This is a genomic window from Thermosipho melanesiensis BI429, from assembly GCF_000016905.1.
GTDB classification, from domain to species: Bacteria; Thermotogota; Thermotogae; order Thermotogales; family Fervidobacteriaceae; genus Thermosipho; species Thermosipho melanesiensis.
Genome location: NC_009616.1, coordinates 1,714,497 through 1,730,849 on the forward strand (window position 1 = coordinate 1,714,497; position 16,353 = coordinate 1,730,849).

Annotated in this window: 13 protein-coding genes; all 13 read right to left on the bottom strand. The window is 30.8% G+C overall.

The window, feature by feature from the left end:
- Positions 1-34 precede the first annotated feature (34 nt).
- Positions 35-1,393, bottom strand: coding sequence for an 8-oxoguanine deaminase (locus tag TMEL_RS08835; RefSeq protein ID WP_012057926.1), 1,359 nt, complete (start codon positions 1,391-1,393; stop codon positions 35-37).
- Positions 1,394-1,403: 10 nt separating this feature from the next.
- On the bottom strand, positions 1,404-2,816 hold the full coding sequence (locus tag TMEL_RS08840; RefSeq protein ID WP_012057927.1) for a PLP-dependent cysteine synthase family protein: 1,413 nt from the start codon (positions 2,814-2,816) through the stop codon (positions 1,404-1,406).
- Positions 2,817-2,820: 4 nt separating this feature from the next.
- On the bottom strand, positions 2,821-5,085 hold the full coding sequence (locus TMEL_RS08845; protein WP_012057928.1) for a xanthine dehydrogenase family protein molybdopterin-binding subunit: 2,265 nt from the start codon (positions 5,083-5,085) through the stop codon (positions 2,821-2,823).
- Between the two features lie 3 nt (positions 5,086-5,088).
- Entirely contained in the window at positions 5,089-6,813 is a 1,725-nt protein-coding gene (ade, locus tag TMEL_RS08850) for an adenine deaminase (protein ID WP_012057929.1), read from the bottom strand.
- Between the two features lie 235 nt (positions 6,814-7,048).
- A complete protein-coding gene (locus tag TMEL_RS08855) occupies positions 7,049-8,188 on the bottom strand; it encodes an ABC transporter ATP-binding protein (RefSeq protein WP_012057930.1) in 1,140 nt (379 codons plus the stop codon).
- Positions 8,185-9,201, bottom strand: coding sequence for an ABC transporter ATP-binding protein (locus TMEL_RS08860; RefSeq protein ID WP_012057931.1), 1,017 nt, complete (start codon positions 9,199-9,201; stop codon positions 8,185-8,187). Before TMEL_RS08860 ends, TMEL_RS08855 begins: the two co-directional genes overlap by 4 nt.
- 13 nt (positions 9,202-9,214) lie before the next feature.
- Positions 9,215-10,129, bottom strand: a complete 915-nt coding sequence (locus tag TMEL_RS08865) for an ABC transporter permease (RefSeq protein WP_012057932.1) — start codon at positions 10,127-10,129, stop codon at positions 9,215-9,217.
- Between the two features lie 14 nt (positions 10,130-10,143).
- Positions 10,144-11,181 carry an ABC transporter permease gene (locus TMEL_RS08870; RefSeq protein ID WP_012057933.1) on the bottom strand — a complete coding sequence of 346 codons (1,038 nt, stop codon included), beginning with the start codon at positions 11,179-11,181 and terminating at the stop codon, positions 10,144-10,146.
- A gap of 121 nt (positions 11,182-11,302) precedes the next feature.
- Positions 11,303-12,955 carry an excinuclease ABC subunit UvrC gene (gene uvrC / locus TMEL_RS08875; RefSeq protein ID WP_012057934.1) on the bottom strand — a complete coding sequence of 551 codons (1,653 nt, stop codon included), beginning with the start codon at positions 12,953-12,955 and terminating at the stop codon, positions 11,303-11,305.
- Positions 12,956-13,017: 62 nt separating this feature from the next.
- Positions 13,018-13,458 carry a hypothetical protein gene (locus tag TMEL_RS08880; protein ID WP_012057935.1) on the bottom strand — a complete coding sequence of 147 codons (441 nt, stop codon included), beginning with the start codon at positions 13,456-13,458 and terminating at the stop codon, positions 13,018-13,020.
- Positions 13,458-13,826 (bottom strand): glycine cleavage system protein GcvH, encoded by a 369-nt coding sequence (gcvH, locus tag TMEL_RS08885; RefSeq protein ID WP_012057936.1) that lies wholly within the window; start codon positions 13,824-13,826, stop codon positions 13,458-13,460. Before gcvH ends, TMEL_RS08880 begins: the two co-directional genes overlap by 1 nt.
- A gap of 103 nt (positions 13,827-13,929) precedes the next feature.
- Complete coding sequence (feoB, locus tag TMEL_RS08890) at positions 13,930-15,870, bottom strand: ferrous iron transport protein B (protein WP_012057937.1); 1,941 nt, start codon at positions 15,868-15,870, stop codon at positions 13,930-13,932.
- 1 nt (position 15,871) lies between these two features.
- A complete protein-coding gene (locus TMEL_RS08895; RefSeq protein WP_012057938.1) occupies positions 15,872-16,300 on the bottom strand; it encodes a FeoA family protein in 429 nt (142 codons plus the stop codon).
- Positions 16,301-16,353 lie beyond the last annotated feature (53 nt).

Consider the following 16,353-nt stretch of genomic DNA (forward strand, 5'->3'; position numbering starts at 1 on the left):
AATAGTATACATGATTATTACAAAAATATTTCTTTTAAGTTTTTATCGATTTTTTTATTAATCTTTCAGAAATTTTGTTATGTTTTTCAACAAATTCATAAATTTCAAAATTTAAAAAGTTTCCATCATAAATTTTTATTTTTCCATTAATTACAGACAGTTCTACATTTTTAGCATCACATAACAAAATAGCGTTAATTGGTTCATGGAGCGCACCTGCAAACTCAACTTTATCCAATTTAATACCAATAAAATCTGCGGCCTTGCCTTTAGAAATTGTACCTACATAATCATCAATTTGTAAAACACTTGCACCACCTAATGTTCCCATCTTTAAGACTTCTTCTACTGTAAGAGAATTTGCACCATATTTTACCCTTTGGAGTAATAAAGTATTTCTAAGTTCTAGTAACATGTTATTAGTATCATTACTAGCACTTCCGTCCACTGCTATACCAACTTTTATTTTATCTTTTAACTTGAAAACTGGAGCTATTCCAGAACCTAATCTCATATTTGATGAAGGACAATGCGCCATTCCAACGTTATTTAATGAGAGTTTTTCTATATCTTTTTCATTTAAATATACTAAATGTGCAAACCACACCCTATCATTTAACCAGCCCAGTTCTTCCATATAATCAACAGGTCTTTTTCCGAATTTTTCCATACAGTATATTTCTTCATCATAAGTTTCTGCAAGATGTGTATGTAATAAAATGTTATATTTTTCTGAAAGTCTGAGTGTTTCAACCATTAAATTTTTAGTAACTGAAAAAGGAGAACAAGGTGCAAGTGCAATTCTTAACATGGAATATTTGGAGTCATCATGATATTTTTGAATTACTCGTTCAGATTCACTTAAAATTTCATCATCTTTTTGTACCACGGAATCTGGTGGAAGACCTCCATCTTTTTTACTTAAAGACATACTACCTCTTGTTGGATAAAATCTGATACCTATTTCTCGTGCTGCTTTAATTTCTGCATCAATAAGGTTGTTTTTTCCATAAGGGTATAAATAAAGATGATCTGTGGTTGTTGTTACACCAGTCTTAATCATTTCGTATGATGCAATTATTGTGCTAACGTATATAGCCTCTTCATCAATAAATTTCCAAATTTCATACAAATATACAAGCCAATCGAATAATTTGCTATTTGCCGCAAGACCTCGTGTTAGTGTTTGATACATGTGATGATGAGTGTTTACAAATCCAGGTAATACAATATATCCATCCAAATCGATAATTTTATCTGCTATTACATTTTCCCAATTTGTTCCGATTTCTTTAATTATGTTGTCTTCAACAAGGATGTACGCATTTTCCAGGTTACCAATTGTTTCATCAAATGTATACAAAAAAAATATATTTTTAAACAAAGTTCTCACAATATCACCTCTAATCGGAAAAGAAAATATTTCTTAACTCATCTTCATGCTTTTTCCTGTAATCTAAAATTTTTTCATCCATTTCTTCTACTATTTTTTGCTGATTTAACCAGTAATCTTTTGACTTTTGGACATTTAGTTCATCTACACTTTTTCCTTGTTGTTCTACCCAAGTGTAGTATTTTAAGTTGTGCCATCTTTGTCTACTAAATTCATCTCCTTCAAAAATCCATGAAGGTTCTTGATACAACAAAATCCTTTCTGTTCTTGATTTGGCTTCCGTTCTATCTAGAACTCCATATTTTTTTGTTAAGTCTTTCATAACAGATCTGTATCTGTCTATTGAATCAGTTGCCACAATAAAAATATTATCGTTATTATTAAAATTATAATACTTTGCAATTTTAATTGCTGCAATTAAATTTGCAACACCTGAAATTCCAAATTTATCGGATATAAAATCTATTTCATCTTTTGGTATAAATTCCTTTAAAAATTTAATTCCTTCAGGATCTGTTAGAACTTGAAGCATTTTTTTTGCATCGAGATCATCAACCAAAACAATAGCATCATTATTTAAAACATTATGTATCCAGGTAACATGCTTATCGCCGATTCCTTGAATATCATGAGCACCATATCCATTTAAAGAAATGGTAGGGCATTGTAAAGGTTCTACTGCCACAACTTTAGCAGTTGGAAATTTCTGTTTTACCCTATCACCACTTGCAATGGTTCCAGCTGATCCCACTCCTAATACTACGGCAGATATTTTTTGATTTCCAATTTTTTCCTTCTTTACCAAGTCTATCATAGTATTTCCTGTAACGTAGTAATGGAATCTATAATTTCCAAATTCTTCGAATTGGTTTAAAATTCTAACATATTCAGGATTCTTTTGGTATAATTCTTTTGCTTTATCATAAATTTCTTTTACATTAGATTCACAACCCGTGGTTGCAACTACTTCTGCACCATATTTTTTTATTATTTCAAATCTTTCCTTGCTCATTTCTTCTGGAAGGATAACAATTGATTTATAATTCATCCTTGAGGATACCCAAGCACCACCTATACCATAATTACCAGTTGAAGGCCAAATAAGTGTATGTTTAAATGGATCAACTTCACCATTTACGGTTTTTTCTGCAAGAATTGAGTATGTTGCTCCTACTTTATGACTTCCTGAAGGGAAATCTTTGGCATACAAAACTATAATATTAGCCTTTATGCCTGTTAACTCTTGTGGTATAACAAAGTAATAATATTCATTATTTTCGTTTTTCCAAGTTATATTATAGAGATTAATAGGATGTAATGGATCTTTTTTCTTCAATTGGATTGCTCTTTTTCTAATTTTTAGATCAATCGTTTCAGGATGTAGCATTTCCTCATAAGTTGGTCCAATAACCGGTACTTTCATTTTATCACTCCTTTTCTGTAATAATATCCTTAATTGAAATTGGGATTTTATTTAATGCTTTTTTTATAGCATTAGAAACAGCATTAAAAATAGAAGGTGGAGCACTCATTAATGAAGGTTCGCCTAACCCTTTTGCACCAAATGGTCCCTGTGAAAATTCATCTTCTACAAAATCTACATTAAACTCATTTGGAATATCCTTTATTGTAGGAATTAAGTAATTGTTGAAGTTTTTGGTTAGAATTTTTCCATTTTTTTGTTTTATCTCTTCAAAAAGAACATATCCCATTCCTTGAATTATTCCTCCATGTACTTGGCCAATTGCTCCTTCTAAATTTATTACTTTACCTATATCGTGACATACCCATACCTTTTTAAGCTCTATTTTGCCTGTTAATAAATCTACTTCCACCATTGAAAGTTGTGTAGCATAAGAATAGGTGATATATGCTTCTCCAATCCCGTTTTCATGATCAAAATTCAACTTTGGAGTTTTGTACCAACCTGTTTCAGACAACTTTACATTATTATCATTACAAAGTTTGGCTATTTCATCAAACGAAAATTTTTTGTTTTTAAAATATACATAACCATCTTTGAATAAAATTTCCTCTTTTTGAACTTTCAAATAACTTGAGAGGAAAGAAATTATATTCTCTTTAAGTTTTTCAGCTGCAATTTTCACGGCATTTCCACTAAAAACAGTAGTTCTTGACGCAACTGTCGGACCACTGTCTTGAATAAATAATGTTTGAGGTTGTAGAACTCTTATTTTGGATACGTCCTGACCTAAAATTTCAGAGATAATTATCGCGATAGTAGTTTTAGCACCTTGTCCCATTTCCGTGTTACCGATCATTACTGTAATTGTGCCATCTGATTGTATATTTACTACGGCAGTTGCGCCATCAAGAAACTGTCCGCCAGCTCCCAAACTTACACCGTAGAAAATATGAGCCCAACCTAATCCGCGTTTTTTATATAAATTTTTCTCGTTAAATTCTTGTATTTCTCTTTTAAGTTTTTCATAGTTTGAAGCTATATAAACTTTTTTCAGAGTTTTTTTAGCACCTACAGATTCCTTTAACAAATGTCCGGTAGAAGTTTTTTTGCCTATTTCTAAAGCATTTTTTACTCTTATCTCGTAAGGATCTATGTTAAGTTTTTTCGCTGCCAAATCCATAATTGATTCTATAGCTAACAAAACTTGAGGGGAACCGAATCCTCTAAAAGCTCCACATGGAACTTTATTAGTATATACTCCCAATACCTCTACATCCACATTATCAACACTATATGCCCCACATGCATGTACCATTGTTCTGTACATTACAATTGGAGAAAGTGTAGAATATGCTCCCATATCTAGATAAATTTTAGATTTAACGCCTAAAATTGTCCCATCCTTTTTAAATGCAACTTTATAATATGATTTACTTGGATGGCGTTTACTTGTTTCTAGTATATCCATCTCTCTAGAGTAAATAAGTTTTACAGGTCTTTTTGTAAGATATGATAACAATGCAGCTTTTGCGGTGATGTATGATGGAACATCTTCTTTTCCACCAAATCCCCCACCTGTTTCTGTTTGAATAACATTTATATCTTTTAAATCAAGGTTTAAGATCTTTGCAACGTCCTTTTGTACGTAAAAAGGACATTGTGCACTAACGTATAATTCTAAGTTAGTTGAGAAATTTGTGACAATACCTTGTGTTTCAAGATATGCATGTTCTTGATATCCTGTTTCAAATTGTTTTGAAATAGTTAGATCTGCATCGTTAAAAGCTTTTTCTAAATTTCCTCTTTTTATTTTTCTTTTAAAGCCGATATTGCTTTTATCATGAATTAATATTTTATCTTCTATTGCTTCTTCAATGCTAAAGACACCAGGGAGTTCTTTAACTTTGATTTTTATTAGCTTTTTTGCAATTTTTGCAATTTCAGGACTTTCTGCTGCAATTAATGCAATTGCATCACCTTCAAATCTTACTTTTTCTCCAATTGGAACCAAAAATGGCATATCTTCCACTACATGTCCAAATTTGTTGATTCCAGGCACATCTTTATATGTGGCTATTTTTATAACCCCTGGAATCTTTTCCGCTTCCTCTGTATCTATATCTTCAAGAATTCCATGTGAAATATTTGCATGAACAACTTCTGCATAAAGCATGTTGGGAAAATAATAATCTGCTGCATACTTTGATACTCCATTTGCTTTTTCCTTTGCATCTATTCTTATTACCTTATTTCCAAATACATTCATACATTACACCTCCACAAATAAATCAACTATTTTTTGATTTTCAACATCTATTAAACCTTTGTCCGTTATTTTTAATTTTGGAATAACTGCAAGCTGTAAGAAATGGATATTCATTAGTACATCGTTTTTTGTTCCTAGCTTTTCAATGCTTTTTTTCAAATGCTGAAGTTTTTTTATTACTGTATTGTAGGTTTCATCTGACATTAATCCGGCGATAGGAAGTGAAAGTTCAGAAATTACTTTTTTATCTTTAATGACAACAATCCCACCATTTATCTCTAAAATTCTTTTTATTGCAAGTTCCATATCTTTGTCATTTGTACCAAGTACCGCTAAATTATGAGAATCATGTCCAATGGTAGTTGCAATAGCACCATTTTTAATTCCAGTACCCTTAACAAATCCAATAGAAAAACCACTTGCGTTGTGTCTGTCAAAAACCGCTATTTTTACTATATCATTTTCAACATCTGAAATAATTTCATTTTTGGAAACTTTTGGAGAAACAATGCTCTCTTCTGTAATAAGGGAAAATTTCTTTATTGAAATAATCCTGATTTTTTTATTTCTGTTTTTTACTTTAAGCGAGTAGTTTTTCGTTATGTTGATTTTTCCTATTGTAGTTGGAACATCTTTAAAAACGCTTTCGATTTTTAAATCAATTTTTCCATCTTTAACAACAAATTTTGAATCTTTGATAACATAGAGAATATTAAAATCGTAAAGGTTATCAACCAATACAATATCTGATTTGTAACCTGGAGAAATGGCTCCCATACTTCTGAGGTTAAAATATTTGGCAGTATTTATTGTAGCCATTCTAATGGCTATAACAGGATCAAGACCTTGGCCTATTGCCTCCTTAACGATTTGATTGATATGACCTCTTTTGTAAATGTCTTCTGGATCTCTATCATCAGTACAAAAAGAAAAAAAGAAGTGGTTTAAAATATTAACGGCAGGAATAAGTGATCTTAAATTCCTTGCAGCGGTACCTTCTCTAATGAATATATGCATACCTTTAGAAAGTTTTTCAAGGGCTTCGCTTTTAGTTTCACATTCATGATCTGATCTTACAAATGCATCAATATATGCATTCAACTGTTTTCCAGATAATCCCGGGGCATGGCCATCAATTTTTTTGTATTTATGTCTTAAAATTTCAATTTTAGTAATTAGTTCTCTATCACAATTCAAGACTCCAGGATAGTTCATTACTTCTCCCAAAGCAATGAGCCTAAATGGGTATTTTTCTAAGAGACTAACCATGTCTTCAGCACCTAAAATTGCACCAGAGGTTTCAAGAAAAGTTGCAGGCACTGCTGAAGGAATTGCAAAATAAACATTAAGAGGTATACCTTCAGTTGCCTTAATCATATAATTTATTCCTTCAACCCCCAAAACATTTGCTATTTCATGAGGATCGGCAATAATTGTTGTTGTTCCATTCGGTAAAATCATCTTTGCAAATTCAATTGGCGATAGCATAGAACTTTCAATATGAACATGCGCATCGATTAAACCTGGAATAGCATAAAGATTTTTCGCATTAAATATTTCTTTTCCAACGTTGTATTCATTTCCAATTCCAGCTATTCTCTTTTTTAAAATAGCAATATTGGTTTTTTCTATATTTCCTGTATATACATTTAATAATTTTACATTTTTTATTAACAAATCAGGAGTTTTTTCTCCCAATGCAACTGGAATTATTTCTTTGATTTTCATTTTATCCCTCCTTTCCTTGCATTATATATTAAAAGTGTTTATAGAGAAATATGTAAAATTTTATGATTTTCAAATGAATTTATTATTATTTGTTTTGTTATATTTTTGGGTATGATATTTTTCAGTGTTGAACAAACATATAAAACGAACATTAGTATATATACTCATCAAAAAAAAAATAGCTGGCTTTTTAGCCAGCTTTTTTTAAACTATTTAGTAACTCTACATTACATCCTTACAACGAACCAGGGAAGTGACAAGCTACAAAATGTCCCGGTCTTACCTCTGTAAGTTTAGGCTCTTCTTTAGAACAAATATCTTTTGCAACAGGACATCTTGGATGGAACCTACATCCTTTTGGTGGATTTACTGGACTTGGAACGTCACCCTTTAATATTATTCTATTCTTCTTAAATTCTGGATCTGGAACTGGAATTGCACTCATTAATGCTTTAGTATATGGATGTAATGGGTTATCAAACAATTCCTTTTTTGACGCATTTTCAACTATTTTTCCAAGATACATAACAATAACTCTATCAGATATATATTTGATAACTGAAAGATCGTGTGAAATGAAAATATATGTAAGATTATGTTTCTTTTGAAGATCAATCATAAGATTAATAACTTGAGATCTAATCGATACATCAAGCGCAGCAACTGCTTCATCTGCTACAATTAATTTTGGATTCATCATAAGTGCTCTTGCAATTCCAATTCTTTGTCTTTGACCACCAGAAAATTGATGTGGAAATCTATACATATGATCGCCATGTATTCCAACTTCTTCCAATGCAGACTTTACTTTATCTATTACTTCAGATTTTTTAATTACCCCATGTAGCACTGGTCCTTCTGAAACTATTGTTTTTATCCTAATTCTTGGATTTAAAGAACTATATGGGTCTTGGAAAACAATTTGCATTGTCTTCCTAAATTCCGACCTTTTTTCAGAAATATTTGAAAGTAATTTATTATAGAATTCATTTTCACCAAATTTTTTGTAAAGTTCGTAATATTTTTTATCAATTCCCGTTAATTTATTTGACTCAATGCTTTTAAACTTATCCACGTAAGTTTTCTTTAAATACCTTCTTGCTTTAAATTTTGGCATAAAATAATATGTTGTATCTTCATCATCAACAATTATTCTACCAGAAGTTGGTTCGTACAATCGAAGTAACGTCATACCTGCAGTTGTTTTACCACACCCTGATTCACCAACCAATCCTACAGTTTCACCTTCATAAACATCAAAAGTAATATCATCAACGGCTTTTACCCATGCTACTATCCTCTTAAAAACACCCGCTCTAATTGGAAAGTACTTTACCAAGTTTTCTACTCTAAGAAGTACTTTTTTTTCACTCATGCACTTTCACCAGCCTTTTTAAGTTTCTGTGCTTCTTCAACTTTTTGATGATAGAAACACCTTGAATAATGGTCTTCCCCCACTTTTTGTAATGGCGGAATTTCTTTTTTACATCTTTCATCAGCAAACTCACATCTTGTGTTAAATCTACATCCAGGTGGGAAATGCAATGGATCAGGCACAATACCCGGGATGTTATACAATCTATCTTGTTCAATATCAAGCCTTGGTATTGAGTTTAATAATCCCCAAGTATATGGATGTTTCATTCTTTTAAATAATTCTTTAACTTCCGCAGTTTCCATTACCATTCCACCATACATTACCACAACTCTATCAGCATTTTCGGCTATTACACCGACATCATGCGTAATAAATATTATTGCCATACCATATTCTTTTTGTAATTGTTTCATTAAATCGAGTATTTGTGCTTGAATTGTGACATCTAAGGCTGTTGTAGGCTCATCTGCAATTAATAATTTTGGTCTACACGAAAGAGCCATAGCAATCATCGCACGTTGCCTCATTCCCCCTGAAAGTTCATGAGGGTATTCATCAACTCTTTTTTCAGGTTCTGGTATTCCTACTTTCCTAAGCATATCAATTGCCATTTCCCTTGCTTGGTTTTTATTTACATCTTGGTGAAGTAATATTGCTTCCATAATTTGCTCTCCAATTGTAAAAACTGGGTTTAACGCAACCATTGGCTCTTGGAAAATCATTGCTATGTCATTACCTCTAATTTTTCTCATTTCATCTTCAGAAAGCTCTAACAAATTTTTTCCATCGAATATTATCTCGCTACCATCTAATATTTCACCATTAGGGTCCAATAACCTTAAAATAGATAACGAGGTAACACTTTTACCACTTCCAGATTCACCCACAATTCCTAAAGTTTCGCCAGGATATACTTCAAAATCAACACCATCAACAGCTTTTACGATTCCATCTTCTGTATGGAAATATGTTTTTAAATTTCTCACTTGCAATAATGGTTTCTTTTCCAATTTTACCACTCCTTTATTTCAATTTCGGATCAAATACATCTCTCAAAGCATCGCCAACCAAATTCCATGCAAGAACGAACAAAACCATTGCCATGCCAGGATAAAAAATTGTGTACCAATAAGCAAAAGCTTGCCCACTTGCACCTAAAATATAATTTCTTGTGTAATTTAACATTGAACCCCAGTCCGCATATCCAATTGGTGCACCTAATCCTAAGAAAGATAATGCTGCTGCTGTGATAACAAGAGACCCCAATCTCATTGTTGCTTGAACAAGAACCGGGAAAATTGTATTGGGTAAAACGTGTCTCAAAATAATAACATAATTTTTAATTCCAAGTGCTTTTGCTGCAAGAACAAATTGTTCTTCTTTTACTTGCAAAATGTTAGCCCTTATAAGCCTTGCAACGGCCATCCATCCAAAAATAGTCATTGCAATCATTACCTTGTCAAGACCACTTCCTAGTATAGTTGTTAATACCATTGCAGCTAGCAAAAACGGAATGGAAAGAAAAATATCTGTTATTCTCATCAATATTTCATCAATCCAACCCCCAAAATATCCTGCAATTGAACCAATAATTAAACCTATAATAGTTGACAAAACAACAACCGTAAGACCTATTTTGAAAGCTGTTCTTGTTCCCCAAATAACACCATAGTAAATATCCCTACCTGCTATCATACCAAATGGATGATCTTTACTCGGTGGTACTGGATCGGAACTCCAAGATAATATAGGCATAATATATGGATCATCCAATTTCATAGGATTACCATTTTCATCTGGAAACATTGGATTAACAGGTGGTGCAAGTAATGGTGCAAAAATAGCAACTAAAGCAAAAAATATCAGTAAAGAAAAACCTAAAACTGCCGAGGGATTTCTAAAAAGTTTTTTTAATGTTCTCTTAAATTCTGTGTTCATCAACAAGCACCTCCTTAACCGAGTCTAATCCTTGGATCTAGTATTGCATATAATATGTCAATGACAAGATTACCAATTACTAACAAAGTGGAATAGAAAAGGGTACTTCCCAAAATTGCGGCATAATCCAACTGTGTTGCAGCTTGGGCAGTAAATCTTCCCATACCAATTCTGTTAAAAATAACTTCTACAATTACTGTACCTGCAAGTAAACCAATCACCATAGCACCTGCCACTGTAACAACTGGTATCATTGCATTTTTCTTTGCATGTTTATGAATAACTTCTTTTTCTGGAACACCTTTCGCTCTAGCAGTTCTCACATACTCTTTTCCAAGAACTTCTAACATACTAGATCTTGTAATTCTTAACAAATAAGCCCACCATAACCATGAAATTGTCAAAATTGGTCCAATTAAATGTCTTAATGCATCCCAAAAAATATCTAATCTGCCATTTATTAAAGCATCAATAGTTAATATTTTTGTAAATCTATGAAATTCTCCTGATTTTACAATTTCTTCAGCCCATCCACTTAATGTACCTGGTGGAAACCACCCCAACACAGAATAAAAAAACATTAAAACGATTAAACCGAATACAAAATCAGGCAACGACCATCCAATTATTGCAAATATTCTAATAAAATGATCTATAAACTTATCTCTATTTACTGCAGCTACAACTCCTAACCATATCCCTACTATTACTACAGGGATAAAAGCATACATAGCTAATTCTATAGTATAAGGAATTCTTTCTTTAATTGCATCAGCAACTGGTTGTTTAGCAGTAACCGACCAACCCAAATCACCCTTCAAAACTCCACCAATCCATTTAAAATATCTAGTCCACATTGGATCATTTAGCCCATACTGCTCAATAAGTTTATCCAAATCTTCATTGGATAATTTATCAAACATGTTGGGATTTACATAAGCAGATAACATTTTTTCAGGACCTAATATCTCCGTAAAACTGAAAATTATAAGAGTTACTCCAAATAAAATCAGGGGTAACAACAAAAGCCTTCGGATAATATACGCCGTCAAGTGTAACACCTCCTATATAATCTTAATATTAACATCAACTTAATTATATCAGTTGTAAAAAATGTTTCAAGTCTGAATAGAGTTTAATATTAAAGTAAACCTCTTAATTTTTTTTATATATTCACAATTCTTCCTTAATTCTTAACGCTATTGTTTTTCCTACAATTTCTTCAAGTTCCTCTAATGATGCACTTTTAATGTTTTTGAGTGTTCCAAATTTCATAAGTAACTGTTTTTTTCTTTTTGGCCCAATTCCTTTAATACTATCCAATTTACTAACTTTATACTCATTATTTTTTAACTTTCCACTAAAAGAATTTGCAACTCTATGAGTTTCATCTCTTACAAAAATTAAAGTTCTTAACACAACATCAGTTGGATCAAGTTTAAAGCTCTTATTTTTAGTAACTATTACTTCTTCCTCCTTTGCAATTCCAACAACATCTATATCAATATTCATTTTATTAAATTCGCCAATTGCTGCATTAACTTGTCCCTTACCACCATCCACAAAAAATAAATCTGGTGGTCGGTGTTTTGTATATCTTTTTCTAATAAAAATTCTAATACTTTCAAAATCATCTAAAATGTCCCCAAGCTTATATCTTCTATATTCATCTTTTTTTGGATATCCATTTTCAAAAACAATCAGTGAAGCAACTGTAAATCTACCATTTCTATGTGAAATATCTGTCCCCTCAATCCTAAATGGAATTTTTTTTAAATTTAAAATCTCTTTCATCTTAATTAAAATATCTTTACTAAAATTAATTGATTTAATATGCTCAGTTAAATTCTCTAAAGCTATTTCTAAAAGATATTTATCGTCTTCCTCTCTACACACAATTATTGGAACATCAAAATTCAAATTAATTTGTTTTGAGACAACTATTTTATTTGGCAAATCACTTTTCATACCATAATAAAACTGATATATAAATTCTTCAAAAGTTAATGAAGCTTCATAAAGAAGTTTTGAAGTTAACACACCACTTCTAACCTTTAAGACTAAAAACATGTTATCTTTAAAAACAATGTAGTCCACATTTCTTTTATCCCTTAAAACAATCCCCTGATTTATCATAATATTATTAAATGCTAGTAACACATCTCTATATTTTGCTGCATTCTCAAAATCTAGCATTTTCGCATGATGGTACATTTTTGCTTCAATAAAATTCCTAATATATTCATAATCACCACTTAAAACCTCTTCCAAACGTTTAATTATCTCACCATACATTTTAAAATTTTTGTTTTCATCTACACACGGCGCTACACACGTTTTTAAGTAATAATTCAAACATGGCTTTTTTATTTTCTCAATATTTTTTTTACACGTTCTAAAATTCAAAATCTTTTGCAAGACTTCTAAAAACAACCTTGTAAATTTTACATTTGTATACGGCCCGAAATATTTACCATCTTTATCTCTATTTCTAGTTACTTCAACATAAGGAAAAACATCAGATGAAATTCTTATGTATGGATACGGTTCACTTTCTTTTAGCATAACATTATACTTTGGTTTATATTTGTAAATTAATGTTGCTTCTAAAAGCAATGATTCTTTCTCATTTTTTACTATTATAGTCTCTAATTTATTTGATTCTTCAACTATAAGCCGACTTTTTTCTTCTTTAAAAGAAAAATGAGAATTAAGTCGCTTTTTTAAATTTTTCGACTTTCCAATATAAACATATTCTTTATCCCTTTTAAAAATATATACACCAGGTTTCTCAGGAATATTTTTTAATATTTCTCTATCTATCAAAAAATCACCTCTAAACAAAAATAGTGGGGGTACCCCCACTATTTTATAATATTTTTATAAGGTTATTCAATGTTTCTATTTTTATACGCATAGATTAATGTTATAACATATGACCAACCAATGGATATCAATGAAATATTTACAGCGTTTTTAACCCAAAATACATCAATAATTAAAAATAGAATAAATATTAGTGAAAACATTATACCATTCCTCATTGCTTGTCTAATATTTAAGTTTGAAAGATTCTTTATCTGTAGCATTGAATAAATTGCCAAAACTAAATACAAAATTGGTGATAAAGACAAACCTAATTTTGCAAAAAATTCTGTAAAACCTCCAGATATAAAGAAAACTAAAGATATAACAAAAACAACCCACGCAATCACAGATGAAATTCCAAACGATGATTTGCCTTGTTGAATAATCCCAAGTGAAATTACTATACCTATTAATATATTTATGATGAATATCAATACAGTATATGCTGTAACACTTAACATCAATTTCCACCCTCATTTTCCAAATATTTTTTATATTCTTCTTCAGTCATTAACTCATCTAGTTCACTTTCATCTGAAAAATCTATCTTTACTAACCAACCCTTTCCTTCCGCATCTTCGTTAATTAACTCGGGTTGGGAATCTAATTCTTCGTTTACCTCTGCAATTTTTCCACTTACCGGTGAATAAACATCTGTTGCAGCTTTAACACTCTCAATAGAAAGTAGTATATCACCCTTTTTTACTTCACTACCAACTTTAGGAAGATCAACATAAACAATATCTCCAAGCTCTTCTTGTGCGTGATTGGTAATTCCAACATACCCACTCTCATCAACCCATTCATGGGTTTTTGTATATTTTTTCATACTACCCCTCCTTAATTTAGGTTTAGCTATTATAATTCTAACATATTAACAAAGTTATTCAAGATAAGAAAAAAACTAAAAATAAAAAATATTTACATGTATTTTAAAAAATAAATATTTTTCCAAAGAATACAATAATATATGAAAATAAATACGCTAAACTAAAGCTATACATAATGGAAAATATCATCCATTTCCAGCTTCCAGTTTCAGATTTAATGGTTGCAAGGGTTGCAAAACAAGGAATATAAAGCAAAACAAATATGAGAAATGCATATGCAGTTAAAGGATTCATAGAAGCTGCAAGTGCAGATTTAGCAGATAAAACATCCCCCTCTGAAAAGCCATATAACATAGAAAAGGTTGAAACAATTACTTCCTTTGCAACACCTCCAAAAAACAAAGCGGTTCCTACTTTCCAATCAAACCCAAGTGGCTTTAATACATATGCTAAACCTTTTCCCACATAAGATGCAAAGCTAGTTTCAACATTACCATTATTTGGAAAATATGTTAATGCCCATACAGCAATACTTGTAACCAAAATTATTGTTCCTGCCTTCTTTAAAAAATGACTTCCTTTATTCCACATATATATTAGAATATTCCTTACAGTTGGGATTCTATATCTTGGTAGTTCCATTATTAGTGGAACATTTTCGCCCTTGAAAAAAATCTTGTTTACAAAATACGCAGAAAAAGCAGTTAATAATATACTTATAAGATAAATACTAAAAAGAACTTCCGCTTTATACCCCTGGAAGAAAATACTAATTATCATTATATATACAGGTAATCTTGCACTACAACTTATAAATGGAGACGAAATAATTGTTCCAATCCTTTCTTTCTCATCAGGTAATCCTCTTGCAGTCATTATAGACGGAACATTACATCCAAAACCTAAAATTAATGACATAAAAGCCCTTCCAGATAATTTTAATTTATACATAATCCTATCCAATACAAAAGCTGCTCTCGGCAAATATCCTGATTCTTCTAAAATTCCAAGCATTAAAAATAATCCAAAAATATTTGGAACAAACACCAGAACACCACCCACACCTCCAATAATACCATCCGCAATTAGAGCAAAAAACATGTTGTCACCAAATGATTTTATATATTCAGCAAAATTCGATAAAGCAATATCTAAAAAATCTGACAGTGGTTGAACTATTTCGAAAGTAAATTTAAATACAAAATAGAAGATAAGAAGTAATATTGGAATACCAAAAAATTTATGTGTTAAAATATGGTCAATTTTATAACTTAAATTTTTTACATTAGCAAGCTCTATACCACTATATGCCTCTTTTATTATATAACTTACATACTCATACCTTATTTTAGAAATTTCAGTAGCAAAATTATTAAAATTATTAAAATTTACGTATTTATCTATTTTTTCTTTAAAAAATTCATCACCTTCTAAATATTTCAGTGCTGCATATCTTTTATTTTTAAAAACATTTTCAGGAATTTTATCCATAACCATACTTATTTGCTTTTCCAATTCACGATAATCAAATAAAACCTTTTTAGTATGCTTTCCATTTGCAACTTCAACAATTTTATCTTTTAATTCATCAATACCTTCTCCGGTTTTTGCCGAAGTAAACACCACAGGCACACCAAAATGTTTCTCCAATTCAAACTTATCTATCTTTATCTTTTTATTTTTAACTTCATCAATTGAATTCATAACTAATATAACATCATTTGTTATTTCTAATAACTCTATTAAAAGATAAAAACTTTGTTCAGGATTCAATGAATCTGCTATTAACACAGTAACATTAGGTGGAGAAAAAAATAAATAGTCTCTAGCTACTTGTTCATCAATAGTTTTTGAAGTTAATGAATAAGTCCCAGGTAAATCAATTATATGTAAAGTATTACCGCGCCACTCAGTCGCCCCTTCAATTTTTGTTACAGTAACCCCCGGCCAATTTGCAACGTATTGTCTTGCACCAACAAGTCTATTGAAAATACTAGTTTTACCAACATTTGGATTTCCAACCAATGCTACTGATATCACCATATCATAACCTCCTTAAAATTATCTTTTTTTTCATACCATCCCCCATATTAATAACTTCATCGTTTAATTTAATATTTCCATTTATTACACTTATTTCTTTTCCTACATAAACACCTAAAAGCTCCATCTTTCTTCTAAACATTCTTCCTCCACATAATTCTACAACTTCATATTCACCATCAGATGCAAAAATTAATGGGATTGATTCATCAATTAAACTAACTTCTATTATTTTTGCCTCAGAATTTCTCAAAGAAACCATTTTATTAAACACTTTATACATTCTCGGATCTCCCAAAGGTGAGGTTCTAATTACCTCAACAATACAACCAGGAACTATTCCTAATCCTAAAATTCTATTTCTAATTATAGAATCCCTTATTGATAAAATTTTCACTTTCGTACATTCCGGTACCTGTTCTAATGTCATTTCCACACCTCCAATTTATTGAAACTCATTCTCAATAGTAATTCTACCAAATT